Consider the following 19,265-nt stretch of genomic DNA (forward strand, 5'->3'; position numbering starts at 1 on the left):
GGCCCGTGGCGGCCCGGCCGGCGGGGCGGTCCGTACGCCCTGGCCGCTCGGGGCGGTCCGTGGCGGCCCGGCCGGCGGGGCGGTCCGTACGCCCTGGCCGCTCGGGGCGGTCCGTGGCGGCCCGACCGCTCAGGGCAGGACGTACATACGGGTGCCGTCCGGGGCCGGGGTGCCCACCTCGCGCATGCAGCCGCGTTCGAGGAGGAGGCGGACGCAGTCCCGGACGCGTTCGCCGGAGAGGCCGGTGCGGCGGGTGACGTCCTGGGGCCGGTAGCGCACCCCGCCCCGTACGAGCGCGGGCGCCAGACAGGAGGCGACCGTCCGCACGTCCCCGGTGATGGCCCAGGACTCCACGAGTTCCTGGGGCGTGAGGGCGACGGCGGCGCCGGTGCGCTGGCGGGGCACGGCGAGCCGCTCCAGGGAGTCGGCGACCCTGGAGAGGCTCTGCCGGGTCTCGCGCAGCAACTCCGCGTATCCGGCGTGTTCGAGGGAGGCGGCGGCCTGCTCGTCGAATCGCCCCTCGAGCCGTACGAGGACGTCGACGAGCTCCGGCGGCAGCAGGAAACCGGCGTGCACCGGCGAGGGTTCGAGCCCGTATCCGCCGTATCGCTGGACAGCGGCCACGACCCCCGCCGTCCACGCCTGGAACGGACCGGCCTCCGGCCTCCGGCACGCCCCGACGAGCCGCACGAGCCCCTCCAGGCTCACCATCCGGGTCGACGCCCGGATCCCGGTGGACCGGCCGGGGAACCCCGCGCCCCCGTCGAGCTCCCGTGCGGTCGCGAGGCACTCCTCGGGCAGGGTCACGGTCCGCAGCGCCTCCCGCGTCCCCGCGTATCCGAGGCCCTTCGCCACGTCCACCACCGGGAACCAGTGGGTTCCGTCCGGCGCGGTCAGCCGCCGCAGGGGCGTTCCGGTGGCGGCGTGCACCAGGTCATCGATGTCGATCGCGTCCATCGATCATCACCTCCGCCTCGCAAGCTAGGCCGAGGGCATATTCAACTGACATGCAAATCAGACGGGTTCACCCGAAAGGGGAGGGCTCTCGGCGATTCTGCCGAGAGCCCTCCCTTCCGTACGCCCGTCTCCGCGCGCCCGTCCCCGTACGCCCGTCTCGGTGCGCCCGCCCCCGCGCGTCCCGTTCCGTACGCCTACTTGGCGACGAACTGCGTGAGGATCGCCTGCACCTCGTAGATGTCGACCCCCTTGGTGAAGGTCTTCTGGATCGGGAGCTGGCTGCCCGAGATCCAGATCTTCAGCTCGGCGTCCAGGTCGAAGGTGCCGGCCGTCTCGACGGCGAAGTGCGTGATGCTCCGGTAGGGGATCGAGTGGTACTCGACCTTCTTGCCGGTGATCCCCTGCTTGTCGACGAGGACGAGCCGCCGGTCGGTGAAGAAGATCGTGTCGCGGATCAGCAGGTACGCGGCGTGCACCCGCTCCCCCTGGCCGAGCAGCCGCGCGTAGTCCTGCTGCGCCTGCGCCGGATCGATCGCGTGCGCGTTCCCGAAGAGTGCCATGTCCCAAACCCCCGCATCCGATGAGAAAGAAAGATCATCCGACCCTAACGCCCCTTCCGGAAAGCCCGCCACGGTCCTGCGGCCCTGCCGCCGCGAACCCGTCCGGACTAGGATCCGGACCATGGTTCTGACCATGGACGACGTGGACCGGTTCGAGGCGTCCAGGCCCCGTCTGGAGGCGATCGCCTACCGCCTCCTCGGTTCCGCGAGCGAGGCCGAGGACGCCGTGCAGGACACCTTCCTGCGCTGGCAGGCCGCCGACGTCGACCGCATCGAGGTCCCGGAGGCATGGCTGACCAAGGTCCTCACCAACCTCTGCCTCAACCAGCTCACCTCGGCCCGTGCCCGCCGCGAGACCTACGTCGGCGAGTGGCTGCCCGAGCCGCTCCTCGCCGGCGACCCGATGCTCGGCCCCGCCGACACCGCCGAGCAGCGCGAGTCGGTCTCGTACGCGGTCCTCGCCGTCATGGAGCGCCTCTCCCCCGGCGAGCGCGCGGTGTACGTGCTGCGGGAGGCCTTCGACTACCCGCACCGGGAGATCGCCGAGATCCTCGACATCACCGAGGCCGCCAGCCAGCAGATCTTCCACCGCGCGAAGAAGCACGTCGCCGCCGGCAAGGCCCGCACCGAGATCGACGGGGCCGAGGCCCGGCGGATCGTCGAGGAGTTCCTCGCGGCCGCCACCAGCGGCCGCACCGAGCCGCTCGTACGGCTGCTCACGGGCGACGCCGTCGCGATCGGCGACGGCGGCGGCAAGGTCCCGGCGCGCGCCAAGGCGTTCGAGGGCGCCCTCGCGGTCGCGACGTTCATGCGCGGCCTGTTCAAGCCCGGCATCGCCAAGCGCAAGGTGATCGGCGGTTCGCCCGACGTCTACGCGACGACCGCCAACGGCTCCCCCGCCGTCGTGGCCGTGCTCGACGGCCGGGTCGTCGGCGTCATGTGCCTGGAGGTCACCGCCGAGGGCATCGCCGCCTTCCGCAACCAGGTGAACCCCGACAAGCTCGAACGCGCGACGAGGCGGTGGGCGGCCTCGGACCACGGCTCCCCCTTGCTGGAAGCCGCCTTCTGAACCCGTGTGACCCACATCACACACCACGCCTGTCAGGAATCGTCGGACTGCCCGGTTCAAGGGTCGACACCGCGCGAGACAGGAGCAGGCACATGCAGCAGCACCGCATCATCGTCCTCGGAGCCGGCTACACCGGAGCCATCGTCGCCGGGCGCCTCGCCAAGCAGCTCCACCGCGAGGACGTCGCCATCACCCTCGTCAACCCCGAGCCCGACTTCGTCGAGCGCGTCCGGCTGCACCAGCTGGCGGTCGGCCAGGACCTCCCGCACCGGCCGTTCAGCGAGATGTTCGCGGGGACGGGCGTCGAACTGAAGCCGGCGAGGGTGACGGCGGTCGACGCCGAGCGCCGGACCGTCGCGGTCACCGCCGGGGACACCGCCGAGGAACTGGAGTACGACACCCTCGTGTACGCCCTCGGCAGCGGCTGGAACCCCCAGGGCGTCCCCGGCACCGACGAACACGCCCACGAGATCGCCGGCCGCCCCGGCGCGCTCCGGCTGCGCGAGCGCCTGGCCGCCCTGGCGGCCGGCGAGTCCGTGGTCGTCGTCGGCGGCGGCCTCACCGGCCTGGAGGCCGCGAGCGAGATCGCCGAGGCCCGCCCGGACCTCGCCGTCACGCTCGCCGCCCGCGGCGAACTCGGCGACTGGCTCTCGGACAAGGGCCGGCGGCACGTACGGAAGGTCTTCGCCGGGCTCGGCATCACCGTGCTCGAACACACGGCGGTCACCGCGGTCGAGGCGGACCGCGTCCTCACCGCCGACGGCCCGGTCCCGGCCGCGGTCACGGTGTGGACCACCGGCTTCGCCGTCCACCCGATCGCGCGCGCCACCACCCTGGAGGTCACGGACGACGGCCGGATCGTGGTCGACGGGACGATGCGCTCGGTCTCGCACCCGGACGTGTACGCCGTCGGCGACGCCGCCCTCGCCCTGGGCCCGGGCGACAAGCCGCTGCGGATGTCGTGCGCCACGGGCACCCCCATGGCCTGGCAGGCGGCCGACGCCATCGCGGCCCGCCTCACCGGCACCAAGATCCCGAAGACGCCGCTGCGCTACTTCAACCAGTGCATCTCGCTGGGCCGCAGGGAAGGCCTCATCCAGTACGTCACCGCCGACGACCGCTCGGTCCGCGCGGCCCTGACGGGCCGACTGGCCGCCGGCTACAAGGAACTGATCTGCAAGGGCGCGGCCTGGGGCGTGGCCCACCCGAAGCTCGGCCTCCGCACCCGCCCCCGCCGCGTCCTGAACCACCGCCCCGCCCCGATCGAGGCCACGGCCTGACCCCGCCCACGCGGGTGGGCGCTCCCCCGAGGAGCGCCCGCCCGCGAAGACCGTCGGACAGGACGCCCCACAACGCAAGAGGCCCGGACTCTCGTCCGGGCCTCTTGTCTGTGTGCACTCGGCAGGATTCGAACCTGCAACCTTCTGATCCGTAGCTCTAGCGGGATCGGTCAGCGGGGGTCATACCGGCCTCCCTGAGGCCCTGGAGAGGGGCTATCGGACGGGGGCGGTTGCTGGGGTTGCGGTACGGCGCTGCTGTACAGCACGACCATCACCGATCGGGCAAGCGGGCCGAGTTCGATGTTCCCCGAAGAGGAAGGGAACCGCGGGCTGAGTCGGCGCATCGCTCCGCCATGCAGCACCAAAGCTGCGTTAGAGGAAACATCCTGGTGGTCTTTGCAGCGGTGACACAGGACCACAGAGACGTCCATACAGCCTCTGACCTGGGGATTCAGTTCGGTGTAGTATTCCCAGAGGACTGTTCACAATTGTTGACAGTCGAGGGCCCGACCCGGCTCCTACCCCAGGTCAGGCCCCCGCCATGCAGTACCGAGCCCAGCCGTCTGTCATTCGGCTGGGCTCATCTGCACCCAGCTCAACAGCCACGCCCAGCGGTCACGGTGCAGCTACTGCATGACCTGCACCGCCAAGGCGATGATCGCCACGAACACCCCCACCAGGGAGAGACCCACCTGCCACCTCTCGGGGCCGGACCACTTCCTGCGGGACTTGCTCATGTCCGAGCTCATCACCATGCACCTCCTTCTCTTCCAACACCCTGACCGCCAGGGCGAGGCCGCCGCCTCCTGCGAAGAGGTCAACGACGTACAGGGGAAGAGCTAGGGGAGCAGTACTTATCCTAAGGTTCACCGCCGACTCCCACGGGACACAGTCGCGACGACGGTTGCGACCGCAGACTGTCATTGCCGTGGCTTACAGTGCGCTCCCTCTCATACCGCGCGGCTCATCTGCGGTCACTGCGTCGACGTCGCCGTCAGTCATGTATCCCGTCTCGAAGCGGATGCACAGGTGAGGTTGTCGCGGAAGTACTCACGGGCAGGCGCCCCCGACCACATGGAGACGCCCACGGTCCGCGAACCAGAGCGTCCGCCGCCGTCTGCCTTCATTGCGGGCGACTAACGGCCGATGGGGACCTCGTAGACGATCTCGCACAGCGCCGCAGGCACGACGATGTCCGCCGTCTCCACGGGCTGCCCCTGATCGCTGTAGTACGTCCGCCGGATGTGCGTGACGAGAGCACCCTTCTGGATACCCAGGAGCGACGCCTCCTCAGCGCTCGCCTGTCGCGGCTCCGGCTGCTCCACGGCACGGCTCACCGTGATGCCGATCTCCGCCATGCGACGCACGACACCCATCCCCGCGTACGGCCCACCCTCAGGCAGAACCGCGAGCGTGCCGGACGTGATGCTGTACGGCTCCCAACTCGTCGACACGAGCACGGGCTTGCCGTCGGCCAAGTACTCATACGCCGTGCGCACGCAGTAGTCCGCCTCAGGGATGTCGAGCCGCGCGGCGATGTCCACCGGGGCCGGCACCATCGCTTCGCTGCGACTCTCCCAAGTCCCCTTCTTGCCGAGCGCAGCCATCTCCGCACGGAACAGTGAGCCGTCGGTGTGCTCCTGCTGCCGCGACCGGACCATCCGCAGCCGCTCCCGCGGCTCTGCGACATAGGTTCCCGAGCCCGCACGCCCCTCCAGGACCCCTTGGGCGATGAGCGTCTCTTGGGCCCGCCGAATGACGGCCTCGCCCACTCCGCACTCCTGCGCCAACTGCGCACGGGACGGCAGCCGGTCTCCCGGCGTCCATTCCTGATCGGCGATGCGCTGTCGTAGCACGTCAGCGATGTGAAGGTACGGCGGCTGCTCACGCATATGGAAAACCTAGACCACTACCTCTAATCTAGATAACTAGCTTGCTCTTAGCTATCTAGCTTACGGAGGGGGTCAGGTGCAGCCGAGGGAGGGCCTCGCGTTATCCCCCGAGAGCCGTGTCGCCCGCATGACCACACGTCTCGCCGCTCTGGGCGTGGCATCCGTCGTGACGCGCGCCAAGGGCTGGATCCATGTGCGGGCGCACGTGCCGCGCCCCCTCTCTCCCGAGCAATGGCAAGAGCTCCTCGCAGCACTGGCGATGGCCGACGCGTTCGGGCTCATCGACAGCAGCGAGGACGGCCGCAGCATCTGGGCCGGAGTCCACTACAAAACCCCCGCGACGGTGGACGCCGCCCGGGGGCACGGCCATCAGCCTTGAGGAGCTGATCAGCATGTTCAACCGTATCCGCGGCGCTCTCAGGTGCACCAGAGCACAGCACCGGAGAACGAACGGCCAGCGCGGTCCCTTAACCACTTCTCGCCCGGCGGTGGTTCACCTCGGCCGTGCAGTCCAACGGCTTGGCACATCCACCTGGGACATCCTGGCCGGGGAGGAGACGGCACTCGTCCGCCCGTACGTGGTGGCCGCCGAGGAACGAGCGCGGCGCACGATGACAGGCACGTCCATGGCCGCGAGCATCGGTTGCTGGGTGCCGGCGGAGGTCACGCCGTGACGGCCCAGGGCCGTCGTACGCGAGTGTCGTACGACCGCGCCTCCGCCCCGTACCGCTCCACGTCGTGCCGCATCGGCTCACATCACGAGTGCGAGCACGCGCGCCCCGCCGCGGCACCCGCGGACATTCCAGTGATCTTTGAGACCTGCACCTGCTCTTGCCACCGCATGGCTTCACCGGCGGATGGTGAGCGATGAGCAGTTGGGTACCCAGCGGCGCCATGGCCGCCTCCATCGAAATCACGGCTGCCACCGTCCGGCTCGGCGACGTCATCCAGATCGGCGGTCAGCCGTGCCGCGTCGCTGACCTCTTCCACCTGCCCGGCGGGGCCAAGCGACTCCGCTTCGAATCGGGCGAACTGCTGACCCTGCATGCCCGCAGCCGGCTCATCGCCCTCCGAATGCAGAGGGTGGGTGATCAGTACCGTGGCTTCTCGCCGTCACGTCATCGCCGATGACCTCAGGGCCCAGATCTCGACCGGCCGCATCAAGGCCGGCGACCGCCTCCCCTCCGAAGCCCAGCTCGCCGCCCGCTACACGGTCAGCACACCGACGCTGCGGAGCGCCCTCGCACTCCTCCAAGCCGAAGGGCTCGTGGAGAAGGTCCACGGCAAGGGGAACTTCGTCCGCCACCCCCTCCGCAGGATCACGTACGTAGGCGGCGGCCACACACCGACGAATGCGGCTCTGCGCGTCAGCATCCGCACCACCAAACTGAGGGCGCGTGGGCGTCTGGCCACGCTGCTGCGGGTGCCGGCGGGCACTCCACTGACCGAGTTCCTCTGCCTGAGTCACGACGGGACGTCGCCGCACAACCTGGCCCGCGTCTACGTCCCTCGCGGCCTGGCGCCGACCGACGTTCCCGACGAGCCGTCTGGGCCCGACGGGGTGGCAGCGGTGCTGACCAAGCTCCGCCCACCTCTGGCCGAGGTCCAAGAGAGAGTCTGCGCCCGCCTCCCGACCCCGGTGGAAGCAGCAACGCTCCGGATCAGCTCGACCCTCGCCGTCCTGGAAGTCACCCGCGTAGCGACCGACACCACCGGCCGCATCGTCGAGGCGGCGCTCCTGATCCTCCCCGGCGACCGCGCCGACGCGGTCTTCACCGCCCACCCCACAACCGAAGAGAGGACGGCGGAAGGATGACGCCCCACAACGAGCTCCGACTCCTCCCGTGGTCGGGCACGGATGGCAAGCCCTGCTTCCTGAGCACCGACGACAACGGCGGTCCCTTGTCTCGACTGGCCGACCGCACCGAAGCCGCCCAGCTCGACACTGGGGCAGAGCTCGTAGAGCATGCTCTGGAAGTACTCGCCGACGGGGAGACAAAGCCGGAAGAGTTCCGCCTCCTGGCGACGGACCTCGCAGGAGCCTTGCGGGACACGCTCCGCGTAGCCGAAAGCCGCGGCCGCCGCCTACTGACACCGGCTGCCACTCCCTGCGAAGACGCCGAGGGGCCACGCTTACCAGCGGCAGCCTTCGGCTAGCAGTCCTACCGCCCAGCGACAGGGAAGCCCCGGACCTACGTCCGGGGCTTCCCTGTATCGCCCTCCGGAGCCCCTGCCAGCGCTCATATCCCCTAGTCAGGAACTCGCACCTCAGGCAAGAGGACTCCATCCCACGGCGGTCCGCGGGGCAGCACGGCAGTGGAATCGCGGAGGAGAGCGTGATCAAAGTCTTTAGCCCGCCTGGAGTCGAACGGAAGTGTCAGCTGTAGCGCCTACCGTCACCCACACAGGGCGCCTGCCGGGCGCCGCGAAGGCGCTTTGCGGGGGTGCTGTGCATGCTAGGAGCGTGTATGAAGGTGTACGGCTCGATGGGCGCGCGCTACCCTCAAGCTCCTGCCTGGCAGGGATGGGGCCAGTTAAAGGGGGGCCAAGAATGCCAGTACCCGCGTTGGTTGCCGCAACCGGAACTCTGCCGATCGGACGCTACGAATGCACCGAGTCGGAAGTTCGAGATGCGTTTGTTGACAAGTCAGAATTCGCTTCATCCGTAACCCGGTCCAACATTTGGAACGATTGGGAGACCGCTCGCGAAACCATCACTTCAATAGTCACCGTCCATTCTGTCTGGATAGCAGGCAGTTTCACCACCTCAAAGATCGACCCAGGTGACATTGACGTAGTCTTCCTGATAAACGGCCCGGAATTTGATGCACTCGACCCGCAGGATCGGGCATTGGTAGGCTTGTTCGCTACCGGAAGCGCAGGGGCGCGTCAACACGGGCTACAGGTGGATTCATACATGATCCCTTGGCAGTGTTTCCCGGAACCCAATCCGGGCAGGGATCCTATACAGGCCCAGTACTACAGTATTCGAGGATACTGGGATGACTTCTGGCTCCGATCCAGGAGCGGAGCAAAGGGCTCCCCTCCGGTACGCGAAGACGCGTTCCCTAAGCGCGGGTACTTGGAGGTGAAGTTCCGTGACTACTCCTGAGCAGCGAGCCGCAGCACTGAAATCGCGACTCTTCAGGGCAAGTTTGGACTCGCCCCGCGACAGCGCCGAGCTCGGCAGCATCAGCACTCAGGCCATGCTCCGCGACGCTGGGTATCCCGTCGCCGAGCAGACCCCGCAGCTAGACGTCCGCCTACACGGGCGCTCCATTCCTGGACACGATGTCCCTGTCCGCGAGGCTACATCGATTCTGGGCACCATTCAGGAGACAGTGTCGGCATGTGGTCAGGCTGTAGCCAAAAAGGCCACAGCCGCTGGGGCGATTCACTCCGCCATCCTGCGTGCCACTGAGCTGCGGTTTTCACCAGCACTCGGCTTCGGATCCGTAATCTTTCACCTAGGTGGCACAGCAGAACCGATCACTGGGGATGAGATCCCAGAAACGACTGGGACTGAAACCCTCCTCGATTCGGTCTTCCGCACCCTGTTCAAGATCATCGACAGCGCACAGGTCGACGATTTGGCCATTTCTACACCAGTTGACGATCTGAGGGGCCTAGGGCCGCGCACTGTCAAACACCTCAACGACCTCGCCAGGGAAATCACTGACAGTGAAATCGACGTCGATCTTACCTGGCGGAGCCGCACGGAACATTCAAAGGTCACATTGGGGCGCCGCGGCGCTCTCGCACTGAAGGACGCCATCGAGCGGACCAAGGAAGAGGTAACGGTTCAGAGGATTAGAGGAACACTTTCGACTGTAAGCACTCTGGTCCACCCTCAGCTCCTTGCTGAAGACGGGAGGCGGATTAACCTCTCGGTTACCCCAGAGGACGCCGCTCACTTGGGCGCCTACTACAACCGGAGTGTTGAGGTTCAGGTCGAACAGAAGCGGATCTGGTCCATCACTACTGGTCGTGAGACATACACTTACCGGTTGCTCAAGATCGAGCATCTAAACGATCACGCCGGTTCGGCCGATCAGCCAGAGCCCACACTCCCCACGTCCCCTGAGAATCCGTAGAAGTAGCGCGGCCGGCTGAGCAGCTAGGGCTATCTGAGGCGGCCCGATGCAAGCCCGCAGGTCAATCGGCGGTCACGCTCCGCCTATAACCTAGTATCGCCTGCCAGCGTCGGCCGCGCTCACGCCCTTCAAGCCTGTGGGTACTGGTCAGGGGCGGATTCTTGGATGTTCGCCTGCGTTCATGGTCGGCTGACTGCCGCCCTCATTCGGTCTCCCGGTCCCCCCGACGGTCCCGGACGGAGATGAACGAGACGGAAACTGAGGCGGCCCGGCCGAAGCCGAGCCGCCCCTTCGTCATGCAGCTGACTGATCCGTACCTCTAGCCAGACCGGTCAGCACCGGTCATACCGGCCGCTTCAACGGCTCACGTGGCCACGCGCAATCATGTGTGGTTTGCGGTGGCTGCGGTACGTCGCTGCCGTGCCAAGGCCTGCCAGCGCAGATGTCAGAGCAAGGGCGCTCGCGTAAGCGTCAGCGATCTGTGCGGCTGGGCGTGAGAGCACCAGCACGATGATGACTACTCCGACGATCCATGGCTTGGGCATGGGGTTTGACAGCGCCCCAGGGTTTAGAGTGACACTCATCTGAGCCTCCAACGGCTTAAGGCCCTCGATCGCACGCACCGCCAAGCACTGGCGATCGGGGGCGTTTTCTTGCCTCCGGACCGTAGCAAGACCTTGGCCATCGAAAGGCGTGACCTCGACGCCACCGGCAACTCTCAGCTGTCAACTATAGTTTCCAGCTACGTTGAGTTACGAAATAACGGACATTCCCCCCTGTCCCCTTCTGCTTTCCTTGGGAAAAGTAGAAGGAGAGCCCAATTGGGTTACCTAACGTAAATTTTCAAGATGGCCGAAAAGCAACCCTTCCGAACCCACCTTTCCCCAGCTCCCATCCCGTCTGCCGTCGACCCACACACCGTGGAGCAGGCGCGGTGCCGGGCGTCCAGGTGGAGCGCGCCACTGCACGAACGACCTGGACGCCCGGTGCCGTGTCTGCTCGGCTCTGCCTGGGTCGACGGCAGACGGGATGGGAGGGCCCCGCCTCCACACCCCACCGGCCGGCACCCGCATACGGGCCCCTCCATCCCGGAGTCGGAGCGCCCCCGCCGGAGGCATCGTCCTGAGCCGCACTCGCGTACCGCCTCGGCCACGTCGTGGGTTCGTCACCCATCAACCCGAGCTGTCAGGCGTGCGGACGGCGCCCGGGCTGGAGCGGGGCGGAGACAGGAGCGCAGGCCCGGGCGACGGGCCGCGCGCGCCGCGCCGTGCGCGGCGGGTGCCTTGATGAAGTAGAGAAAGTCTTACCGCGCTTCCGGGCTTCGCTCGGCCTTGAACTCGCTCAGTAGGTCGAAGAACAGGTCGATGCCTGCTCTGCCGCTCGCTTCTGCGGCCTTGGTGATCTCGATCGCCCACCCCAAGGGGCTGGCGTAGGCATGGCCAAGTCGCGGCCACAGCCACTCAGCAAACGGACCCTGATGCTCGAAGTCCGTCATAGCCTGGGGCCGTGAACCTCGGATGCGACTCGGTAGCCGTACAGCATTGCCTGGAGCTCCAGGAGTGAACCGCCGCGTACGAACATCCCGGGTCGCAAGCGGACCTGGTCCAGGAAGTCGTAGACGTCACGCCACTCGCCGATGGGCTTCGCACCAGTCATGCGGGCGTGTTCAGGAGGCGGCGGCCGTCGTGGCTTCGGACGTGGGGGCCGCTTTCGTCGAGGGCGTCCAGGAGACGGATCGCGTAGACCTCTGCCATGCGCTCCTCGACCTCGGCCGGCGTCAGCCAGTCGACCGCGGTGGACTCGTCTGAGGTTCGCTCGGTTCCGCCAGAGGGCTTGCAGCGGAAGACCAGGGCGACGATGCCGCGGGTGGTGTTCTTGTAGACGCCCGTCAGCTCGTCCACCTCGACGTGGATGCCCGTCTCCTCCAGGACCTCGCGGGCTACGCCCGCTTCCGGTGCCTCGGTGAGTTCGAGGACTCCGCCCGGGAGTTCCCACGTGCCGTTGTCCGCTCGGCGGATCGCCAGGAGGCGGCCGTCTTCGCGCACTACCGCTCCGGCTACGGACACGGAATGCAGCGGCGTTGACTTTGTTCCCGCGCTCCCACTACTCATGTACAGGAGCATATGAGAGTGGGTAGGACTGTGGGAACTCCAGCAGGAGCTGGCAGGGCCGTACCTCGGTACGTGCAGATCGCGGACGAGATCGTCCAGCAGATCCGGTCCGGCGTACTCAAGGCCGGCGACATGGTGCCCAGTGAGTCCGAGCTCGTCGAACGGTACGGAGTCGCCGGCGGGACCATCCGTAAGGCCATGGTGGAGGTACGGGCCAGTGGGCTCGTCGAGACCCGGCACGGCAAGGGTTCGATCGTGAAGGACCGGCCTCCCGTACGGCTTCGGTCCTCGGATCGGTTCCGCGCTTCGCATCGGCGAGGTGGGAAGGCTGCTTACCTCGCCGAGTCCGAGCAGTCCGGCGCCACGGCCAAGGTGAGCGTCCTCTACATCGGGCCCATGAAGGCGCCGACGGAGATCGCCGAACGCCTCGGTGTCGACGCGGGAACCCAGGTGCTCGCGCGGCGGCGGCTGTACTTCCGGAACGGGACGCCCGTCGAGACCGCCTCGTCGTACCTGCCGTGGGACGTCGTGAAGGACATCCCCGAGCTGTTCGCCGAGAACCCTGGGCCCGGTGGCATCTACGCCCGGCTCGAAGATCACGGCCACACCTTCGCCGAGTTCGTCGAGACGCTTCAGGCTCGGCCGGCCTCGAAGGCGGAAGCGTCGGAGTTGGCGCTGAGTCCTGGTGCCTCCGTGGTGCACCTGTTGCGGGATGCCGTGACGAAGGAGGGGCGGGTCGTGGAGGTCTGCGACACGCTCATGGCCGCTGACCAGTTCGTCTTCCAGTATCGGATCCCCGCGACCGACTGACGCTCGCTCAACTTCCCTCAACCCGCTGCGGTTTCCTTCCGTGGCGGGTTGACTCATGTACAGGAGTGGTGCACTCTTCTTCATGTCACTCCTATACAGGAGTGAAGGAGCCGAACCTCTATAGAGGAGTGATCCACTGTGCGTCAGATCCCCGTCGACACGTCCGCTGCGATGGTGATGGTGGCCCAGCCCCCGGCCCCGAAGATCGCGAACCGCCAGACTGGTGAGATCGCCACCGACCGGGACACCGGTGCCCCGCTGATGACGGTCGACGTCATGTTCGTCATGGACGGGAACGCCGAGATCCTCAACCTGACCGTGCCCAAGACCGGTATCTCCGAGGAACTGTCCATGGGCACCCCCGTCGCTCTGACCGGCGTCGTCGCCCGGCCCTGGGAGAACGAGTTCAACGGCCAGAAGCGCCACGGCATCAGCTTCCGCGCCGTCGCCGTCACCTCGCTCGCCGCCGCGAAGGTCGGCTGACCCATGACCGCCTTAACGGTCACTCTCGCCCTGGTCGCCACGGTCGCACTGCTGCTGCGGTGGCAGCGTCCGGCCTGGTACTGGATGAGCTTCGGCGCCACCTTCGCCGTGGTGCGGATCCTCGCCCGGTACGCGTCGGTCATGGACGCGTGTGGCCTGACCGTCCCGCCCTCACGCTGGCGCCTGGCGCTGGCCCGGATGACCGGCCGGCCCATCCCCGACTCGCGGGCGCCCCGGATTCTGCGGCTGCGGCCGACACGTACCGGACTCGTCCTGCGAGTGAAGCTGCGGCCCGGTCAGGACGCCTTCGACTTCTCCGCCGCCTCGGACCGGCTCCGGCACTCGTTCGTCATGCAGAACGTCACCGCCCGGGAGGTCCGCTCGGGTGTCGTCGAGCTTCGGATGACCGGGTACGACGTTCTCAAGCGGGTTCACATGCCCGCGGCTGCCCGTGGCGGGGTGATGCGCGTTCCGGTCGCCATGCGGGAGGACGGAAAGGTCTACTACCGCGACTATCGCCAGACCCCGCACGCGCTGAACGTCGGTGCTACCCAGTCCGGGAAGTCCGTCTATCAGCGCAACCTCGTTGCCGCGCTCGCCGCGCTGGATATCGCCCTCGTTGGGATCGACTGCAAGCAAGGAGTCGAACTCGCCCCGCTCGCCCGACGGTTCACCGCCCTGGCCGACAACCCTGACGCCGCCGCCGACCTCCTCGACGCGCTCGTCGAGCACATGGAGGGCGTCTATCAACTGATCCGCCGCGAGCAGAGGTTGAGTGCAGACCTGCCGGATACGGAGATCACCGCCGACATCTGGGACCTGCCCGATCACCTGCGACCGACGCCGATCGTGCTCCTGGTCGATGAGGTCGCCGAACTCGCCCTCTTCGCCACGAAGGACGAAGAGAAGCGGCGGGATCGGATCATCACCTCCCTCGTCCGGCTCTCCCAGCTCGGCCGCGCCGCCGGCATCTACCTGGAGATCTGCGGGCAGCGCTTCGGCTCCGAGCTCGGCAAGGGCATCACCATGCTCCGCGCCCAGCTCACCGGCCGCACCGCTCACCGCGTCAACGACGAGACCTCCGCCAACATGGCCTTCGGCGACATCGCCCCGGACGCCGTCCTCGCCACGGTCCAGATCCGTACCGACCGGCCCGGTACCGCTGTCGCCGGCGACTCCTCCGGTGGATGGGTCCGCATCCGTACCCCCCACCTCACGCTCCGGCGGGCCGTGAACATCGCGAACTCCCACGCTCGCCGCACGCCCCAGATCCCCGCGTTGGACGCCTTCCGACCCGTCCTGCCGCCCCTGGGCAAAGCCGCGGCGCCCTCAACCGTCACGGCTCCCGCGATCGCCTGAATCCCCTCGCTCCACGGCGGCGTGACCGCTTCACGCCAGGTCCCTACCCCGCCCATGCCCGAAACCGGAAGAAGGACCCCCGATGCGTCCCATCCGCCGACCGGACGCCGTCCTCGTTCAAGCCGTGATCGCTGGCGCCCTGTCCTTCGCTCACCTCCACGACCTGGCTGCGGCTGCCGGACAGGCCGGTTGGAAGGCCTGGGCCTATCCGATCTCTGTGGATCTCCTGCTCGTCGCCGCCTGGCATCGGCTGCGGACCTCGCGGGCTGCCGGTGAGCCTGCCCGCTCGGCCTGGACATGGTTCATGGTCGCCCTGGCCGCGTCGCTCGGTGCGAACGTCGCCACCGCCGGTCTCCTCGACCTCGGCCACGTTCCCGCCTGGCTACGCATCCTCGTCGCGGGCTGGCCTGCCCTCGCGTTCCTCGGCGGGACCCTTCTTGTCCACGCTCCTGGACATCCGGCGGTCGCCAAGCCTGCCGAACCCGACACGGACACCGAGCAGCGCTCGGCCGTGGAAGCGGTCATCGAGCGGGATGACGTGGTCGAGCCGGAGCCCGAGATCGGCCCCGCCCCGGTCCTCCCCTCTCCGGAACCGGAGCCGGTCCCGGAGCCCGAACCCGCCCCTGTGGCCGTACCGCCGGCGCTCGTCGCTCACGCCCGGAAGGTCGCCGACGACTACCGCGCCCGCACCGGCTACCCGATCGACGCCGACACCCTCCGCGCCCGCCTCGGCGTCCCGCCCCTGATGGCCAACGCCATCGCCGCCCAGCTCGCCTGAAGGGAAACCCTCATGGCCGCTCGCGACCACTTTCACTCCGTGATGCGGATCGGTCCGGTACAGATCGCCACCCGCCGCGACCGCCACGGCCGCACCAAGTACGCCGCCGTGTGCACGTCCGACGGCTGCGGCTGGTCCACCGAGTACTCCAGCTCCTCGGCCGCCCAGCTCGCCGCCCGCACGCACCGCTGCAAGCCCCGCTGACCTCGAAGGAGTCCCGCGTCATGGATGTCCCGCTCTGGCTCGCCCTGATCGTCGTCGGTGGCCTCGGCATCAAGCTCATCCGCCCGCCCTGGTGGCTCGTCGCCGTGATCCTCCTCGGCGGCTACCTCCTCGCCGACAGCGTCCTCGCCCCGCTCATCGACACCACGATCAACAAGTAGGGAGAACCGTCATGTTCCAGCCGCGCATCCCGGTCAACCCGCTTCCGACCGGCATCGTCACCCCGCTCGTCCAGCCGACCGTCAACGCCGACATCGCGCCCCATCAGACGGCTGCCCCGGTGGTCTGCAACCACCACCACGCCCCGGCTCCGGCTCCGTCCTCCGCTGTCCGCCTCACCCCCGCTGGCCTGGCCGTGGCCGTCGCCGGTGGTGCCGGAGCCGTCCTGGTCGTCGGCACGGTCCTGGTCTCCATGCTCCTCGCCGTCGCCGTCAGCGCGGCCTCGGTCGCCGTCTGCGCCGTCGTCCTGCGCTCGCTCCTCAACGGCCAGCAGCGGCGCCGCTAGTCGGGCCTCCGGGCGGCTCAACCACCAAGTCTCCGCCGCCCGGAAGCCCTGCCCCTGTCCAGTTCGCAGAAACCAGAAGGAACCGCCCCATGATGACCGCCCCGGCCGCCTCGTCGGCGGAATTGGACACCGCCACCCTGGGCGACATGCTCCGGGTGGCCGGGTCCCCCGGCTTCGACCGCTGGAAGGAGCAGATCCACCGCACCGGCGGCTGCTCCCATCCCATCCACCTCCAGGGCTGGACCCTCACCCGCGACAAGACCACCGGCGAGACCCTCCACCGGTACTCCACCGACACCGAGCCGGGCGCGCGGCTCCGGATCGCCTGCGGCAACCGCCGGGCCTCCCGCTGCCCCGCCTGCGCCTGGACCTACGCCGGCGACACGTACCACCTCATCCGCGCTGGCCTCGCCGGAGACAACACCCGGGACATCCCCACCACCGTCCGCGAGCACCCGCGCGTCTTCCTCACCCTCACCGCCCCCTCCTTCGGACCGGTCCACAACCGCCCCAGCACCCGGCCTTGCCGCTGCGGCACCCGCCACGCCGAGGACGACACCGCCCTCGGCACGCCGCTCGACCCCGACTCGTACGACTACGCCGCCGCCGTCCTCTTCAACAACCACGCCGGGCAGCTCTGGCAGAGGTTCACGACGCGACTCCGTCGGGAGATCGCCGCCGCGGCCGGCCTGTCGCAAAGGGAGCTGAAGACGGTCGCCCGGATCTCGTACGGGAAAGTCGCCGAGTTCCAGAAGCGGGGCGCCGTCCACTTTCACGCCGTCGTCCGCATCGACGGTCCGGACGGCCCCGACTCGTCGCCGCCTTCGTGGGCGACCACCGAACGCCTCACCGACGCCATCCGCGCCGCCACCACCCACGCGTACACGACCGTCACCGTCCCCGCCGCTGGCGATCAGCCGTTACGCCGCCTCCGCTGGGGCACCCAGCTCGACATCCGGCCCGTCAAGGCCTTCGGCGACGGCTCCGACATCACCGAACAGGCCGTCGCCTCCTACATCGCCAAGTACTCCACGAAAGCCGCCGAGACCACCGGCAGCCTCGACCGTCGCATCGGCAACCGCGAGGCCCTGGTCCTCCTCGGCGTCCCCGAGCACACCCGGCGCCTGGTCGAAGCCTGCTTCGACCTCAACCCGCTCTACCCGGACCGCAGGCTCCTCGCCTGGGCCCACATGCTCGGCTTCCGCGGCCACTTCTCCACCAAATCCCGCCAGTACTCCACCACCCTGGGCGAACTCCGCCAGACCCGCGCCGACTACCGCGCCGCCCAGGAACGCACCGCCCGCAGTCTCGACGACATCGAGCCGGACACCGTCCTCGTCCTCACTTCCTGGTCTTACGTCGGACAGGGCCACTCCCCCGGTGAGGCAGCTCTCGCCGCCTCGATCGCCAGGGACATCCAGCTCAACCGTGAGACCGCTCGCGAAGCCCTACGCGACCACCTCACCCCGGAAGGAACGACAGCATGACCACGACCGTGATTCAGCCCAAGTGGCACACGACCGCCGAGGTCGCTGCCCTGCTCGGCTTCGGGCTGTCCAAGACCAAAATGCTCCTGCTCACCGGAGAGATCCGCTCGGTGAAGGTCGGCCGCAACCGCCGCGTCCTTCCCGCCTGGGTCGACGAGTACGTCGAGCGCGTCGCCGCCGGCGCCGAGGAGTGGGCCGCATGAGTGGGAAGCGGGGGAACGGCGAGGGGTCCATCTACCCGTACAAGAACGGCTATGCGGCCTACGTCTGGGTCACCAAGCCGGACGGCAAACGGGCCCGGAAGTACGCGTACGGCAAGACCCGGGAAGAGGTCCACGACAAGTGGCTCAAGCTCCATGCCGAAGCGAAGAAGGGGCCCGTAGCCACCCGGCATCGCACCCTCTCCGCGTTCCTCTCGTACTGGCTCGACTCCATCGTGAAGCCCAACCTCGCCCCGCTCTCCTACGTCTCTTACGAGGGGTACGTCCGGCTCTACATCGCCCCGCACCTCGGTACGAAGCGGCTCGACAAGCTGACCGTGCGGGACGTCCGGGAATGGCTGACCGAGCTCGCGACCATCTGCCAGTGCTGTGCGCAGGGGAAGGACGCCAAGCGGGAGCCGGGCCGTCGGAAGTGCTGCGCCGCCGGGGAGTGCTGTGAGGCGTTCCCGTCCCGCCGGGTCGTCCAGGGTGCCCGTGACGCCCTCCGTGCCGCGCTCACGCACGCCGTGACCGAGGAGGAGATCGGGAAGAACGTCGCCTCCCTCGTGAAGGTCCCCAAGCCGCGCCGTCGGCGGATCAAGCCGTGGTCCGTCGCCGAAGCCGGCCAGTTCCTCGCGGACGCCGCCGACCGGGGCGATCACCTCTTCGCGGCCTGGATGCTGGTGCTGTGCCTCGGTCTCCGCCGAGGTGAGATCCTGGGCCTCACGTGGGAGTCCATCGACTTCGAGACCGGCGAGTTGTACGTGGACCACCAGATCCAGCGCGCCGGTCGTCAGCTCCTCCACCGGGAGACCAAGACCGAGGAGTCCGACGACTTCCTTCCCCTCCCCGCCGTCTGCCTCAAAGCGCTGCGCATGCGGCGCGGTCAGCAGACCGGGGACCGGAAGGCGGCCGGGGAGCTCTGGCAGGACGCCCGCGGGCTCGTCTTCACCACGAAGTACGGCACGCCGATCGAGCCGGGGAACCTGACCCGGATGTTCGCCCTGCGGGCCCGTCGCGCCGGCGTACGCGTGATCCCGCTCCGGAACACCCGGCACACGTGCAGCTCGCTCCTGGTCGCCCTCAAGGTCCACCCGAAGGTGGCGCAGAGGATCCTGCGGCACTCGCAGATCGCCATGACGATGGAGGTCTACGCGGAAGCGAGCGAGGAAGAGGTACGCCTGGCGATCGGACGGCTCTCTGAAGCAATGCGTAGCACTCAGGACAGCGAGATCTGCAATCCCGCGCAACGGCCGTAACCCACATCCGTTGGGCTCGTTCAAAGAGTGCCGACCTCACCGGTTCCGTTCAAGGGATGGGTAGGTCTACCTGCGGCAACGCGTCGAAGGCCTCTCGTCCCACGATCGGACGAGAGGCCTTCCGCATGCCGTGGTAGGCCAGGTACGAGGCCCGTCCGGAGCTTGGCCGCAAGGACGGGCCCCAATGGGAGAGGCCTCA

Annotated in this window: 24 protein-coding genes; 18 read left to right on the forward strand and 6 right to left on the reverse strand. The window is 68.3% G+C overall.

Annotation, left to right across the window (positions count from 1 at the left end):
* Positions 1-129: 129 nt before the first annotated feature.
* Both IE180_RS03795 and IE180_RS03800 read right to left on the reverse strand, forming a co-directional pair.
* Complete coding sequence (locus IE180_RS03795) at positions 130-957, reverse strand: BRO-N domain-containing protein (protein WP_190155309.1); 828 nt, start codon at positions 955-957, stop codon at positions 130-132.
* Positions 958-1,151: 194 nt separating this feature from the next.
* Positions 1,152-1,517, reverse strand: coding sequence for a PH domain-containing protein (locus tag IE180_RS03800; protein WP_190155310.1), 366 nt, complete (start codon positions 1,515-1,517; stop codon positions 1,152-1,154).
* A gap of 121 nt (positions 1,518-1,638) precedes the next feature.
* Between IE180_RS03800 and sigJ the strand changes: the two genes are divergently transcribed.
* Together sigJ and IE180_RS03810 are read left to right on the forward strand one after the other, a co-directional pair.
* Positions 1,639-2,586, forward strand: a complete 948-nt coding sequence (gene sigJ, locus IE180_RS03805; protein ID WP_190155311.1) for an RNA polymerase sigma factor SigJ — start codon at positions 1,639-1,641, stop codon at positions 2,584-2,586.
* Positions 2,587-2,678: 92 nt separating this feature from the next.
* Positions 2,679-3,866, forward strand: a complete 1,188-nt coding sequence (locus tag IE180_RS03810; RefSeq protein WP_190155312.1) for an NAD(P)/FAD-dependent oxidoreductase — start codon at positions 2,679-2,681, stop codon at positions 3,864-3,866.
* 1,136 nt (positions 3,867-5,002) lie between these two features.
* On the opposite strand, the gene IE180_RS03815 is transcribed toward IE180_RS03810, so the two are convergent.
* Positions 5,003-5,758 (reverse strand): GntR family transcriptional regulator, encoded by a 756-nt coding sequence (locus tag IE180_RS03815; protein ID WP_190155313.1) that lies wholly within the window; start codon positions 5,756-5,758, stop codon positions 5,003-5,005.
* A gap of 127 nt (positions 5,759-5,885) precedes the next feature.
* Here IE180_RS03815 and IE180_RS03820 point away from each other — a divergent pair, with 127 nt between their 5' ends.
* The 6 genes from IE180_RS03820 (at position 5,886) to IE180_RS03840 (ending at position 9,852) form a co-directional block, all read left to right on the forward strand.
* The gene (locus tag IE180_RS03820; RefSeq protein ID WP_190155314.1) at positions 5,886-6,137 is read left to right on the forward strand and encodes a hypothetical protein; all 252 of its coding nucleotides are present in this window, start codon (positions 5,886-5,888) and stop codon (positions 6,135-6,137) included.
* A 515-nt stretch (positions 6,138-6,652) separates the two neighbouring features.
* The gene (locus IE180_RS03825) at positions 6,653-6,889 is read left to right on the forward strand and encodes a hypothetical protein (RefSeq protein WP_308434356.1); all 237 of its coding nucleotides are present in this window, start codon (positions 6,653-6,655) and stop codon (positions 6,887-6,889) included.
* Entirely contained in the window at positions 6,858-7,574 is a 717-nt protein-coding gene (locus tag IE180_RS03830; RefSeq protein ID WP_190155316.1) for a GntR family transcriptional regulator, read from the forward strand. Before IE180_RS03825 ends, IE180_RS03830 begins: the two co-directional genes overlap by 32 nt.
* On the forward strand, positions 7,571-7,915 hold the full coding sequence (locus tag IE180_RS03835; RefSeq protein WP_190155317.1) for a hypothetical protein: 345 nt from the start codon (positions 7,571-7,573) through the stop codon (positions 7,913-7,915). The genes IE180_RS03830 and IE180_RS03835 overlap by 4 nt, the downstream gene beginning before the upstream one ends.
* Positions 7,916-8,309: 394 nt before the next feature.
* Positions 8,310-8,870 (forward strand): DUF6932 family protein, encoded by a 561-nt coding sequence (locus IE180_RS37450; protein WP_373302658.1) that lies wholly within the window; start codon positions 8,310-8,312, stop codon positions 8,868-8,870.
* Positions 8,857-9,852: a hypothetical protein gene (locus IE180_RS03840; protein WP_190155318.1), complete on the forward strand. Its 996-nt coding sequence runs from the start codon at positions 8,857-8,859 to the stop codon at positions 9,850-9,852. The genes IE180_RS37450 and IE180_RS03840 overlap by 14 nt, the downstream gene beginning before the upstream one ends.
* Positions 9,853-11,155: 1,303 nt before the next feature.
* Here the strand turns inward: IE180_RS03840 and IE180_RS03845 are convergent.
* The 3 genes from IE180_RS03845 to IE180_RS03855 are packed head-to-tail and all read right to left on the reverse strand — an operon-like array spanning position 11,156 to position 11,975.
* Positions 11,156-11,347: a hypothetical protein gene (locus IE180_RS03845; protein WP_190155319.1), complete on the reverse strand. Its 192-nt coding sequence runs from the start codon at positions 11,345-11,347 to the stop codon at positions 11,156-11,158.
* On the reverse strand, positions 11,344-11,508 hold the full coding sequence (locus IE180_RS03850; protein WP_190155320.1) for a hypothetical protein: 165 nt from the start codon (positions 11,506-11,508) through the stop codon (positions 11,344-11,346). The genes IE180_RS03845 and IE180_RS03850 overlap by 4 nt, the downstream gene beginning before the upstream one ends.
* A complete protein-coding gene (locus IE180_RS03855) occupies positions 11,505-11,975 on the reverse strand; it encodes an NUDIX hydrolase (RefSeq protein ID WP_190155321.1) in 471 nt (156 codons plus the stop codon). Before IE180_RS03855 ends, IE180_RS03850 begins: the two co-directional genes overlap by 4 nt.
* On the opposite strand from IE180_RS03855, the gene IE180_RS03860 reads away from it, so the two are divergent.
* The 10 genes from IE180_RS03860 to IE180_RS03905 all read left to right on the forward strand — a co-directional run bounded on the left by IE180_RS03860 (position 11,976) and on the right by IE180_RS03905 (position 19,066).
* The gene (locus IE180_RS03860) at positions 11,976-12,773 is read left to right on the forward strand and encodes a GntR family transcriptional regulator (protein ID WP_190155322.1); all 798 of its coding nucleotides are present in this window, start codon (positions 11,976-11,978) and stop codon (positions 12,771-12,773) included.
* A gap of 138 nt (positions 12,774-12,911) precedes the next feature.
* On the forward strand, positions 12,912-13,256 hold the full coding sequence (locus tag IE180_RS03865; protein ID WP_030688073.1) for an SCO3933 family regulatory protein: 345 nt from the start codon (positions 12,912-12,914) through the stop codon (positions 13,254-13,256).
* Positions 13,257-13,259: 3 nt separating this feature from the next.
* Positions 13,260-14,615, forward strand: coding sequence for an FtsK/SpoIIIE domain-containing protein (locus tag IE180_RS03870; RefSeq protein ID WP_190155323.1), 1,356 nt, complete (start codon positions 13,260-13,262; stop codon positions 14,613-14,615).
* An 82-nt stretch (positions 14,616-14,697) separates the two neighbouring features.
* Positions 14,698-15,393, forward strand: coding sequence for a DUF2637 domain-containing protein (locus IE180_RS03875; protein WP_190155324.1), 696 nt, complete (start codon positions 14,698-14,700; stop codon positions 15,391-15,393).
* Positions 15,394-15,405: 12 nt separating this feature from the next.
* The gene (locus IE180_RS03880) at positions 15,406-15,597 is read left to right on the forward strand and encodes a mobile element transfer protein (protein ID WP_190155325.1); all 192 of its coding nucleotides are present in this window, start codon (positions 15,406-15,408) and stop codon (positions 15,595-15,597) included.
* Between the two features lie 20 nt (positions 15,598-15,617).
* The gene (locus IE180_RS03885) at positions 15,618-15,776 is read left to right on the forward strand and encodes a hypothetical protein (RefSeq protein ID WP_093876298.1); all 159 of its coding nucleotides are present in this window, start codon (positions 15,618-15,620) and stop codon (positions 15,774-15,776) included.
* Positions 15,777-15,787: 11 nt separating this feature from the next.
* On the forward strand, positions 15,788-16,120 hold the full coding sequence (locus IE180_RS03890) for a SpdD-like protein (RefSeq protein WP_190155326.1): 333 nt from the start codon (positions 15,788-15,790) through the stop codon (positions 16,118-16,120).
* 89 nt (positions 16,121-16,209) lie between these two features.
* A complete protein-coding gene (gene repSA, locus IE180_RS03895) occupies positions 16,210-17,607 on the forward strand; it encodes a replication initiator protein RepSA (RefSeq protein WP_190155327.1) in 1,398 nt (465 codons plus the stop codon).
* A complete protein-coding gene (locus tag IE180_RS03900) occupies positions 17,604-17,810 on the forward strand; it encodes an excisionase family DNA-binding protein (RefSeq protein ID WP_190155328.1) in 207 nt (68 codons plus the stop codon). The genes repSA and IE180_RS03900 overlap by 4 nt, the downstream gene beginning before the upstream one ends.
* Positions 17,807-19,066, forward strand: a complete 1,260-nt coding sequence (locus IE180_RS03905) for a site-specific integrase (RefSeq protein ID WP_190155329.1) — start codon at positions 17,807-17,809, stop codon at positions 19,064-19,066. The genes IE180_RS03900 and IE180_RS03905 overlap by 4 nt, the downstream gene beginning before the upstream one ends.
* Positions 19,067-19,265: the final 199 nt, after the last annotated feature.

The sequence above is a fragment of the Streptomyces litmocidini genome, from assembly GCF_014649755.1.
Taxonomy (GTDB): Bacteria; Actinomycetota; Actinomycetes; order Streptomycetales; family Streptomycetaceae; genus Streptomyces; species Streptomyces litmocidini.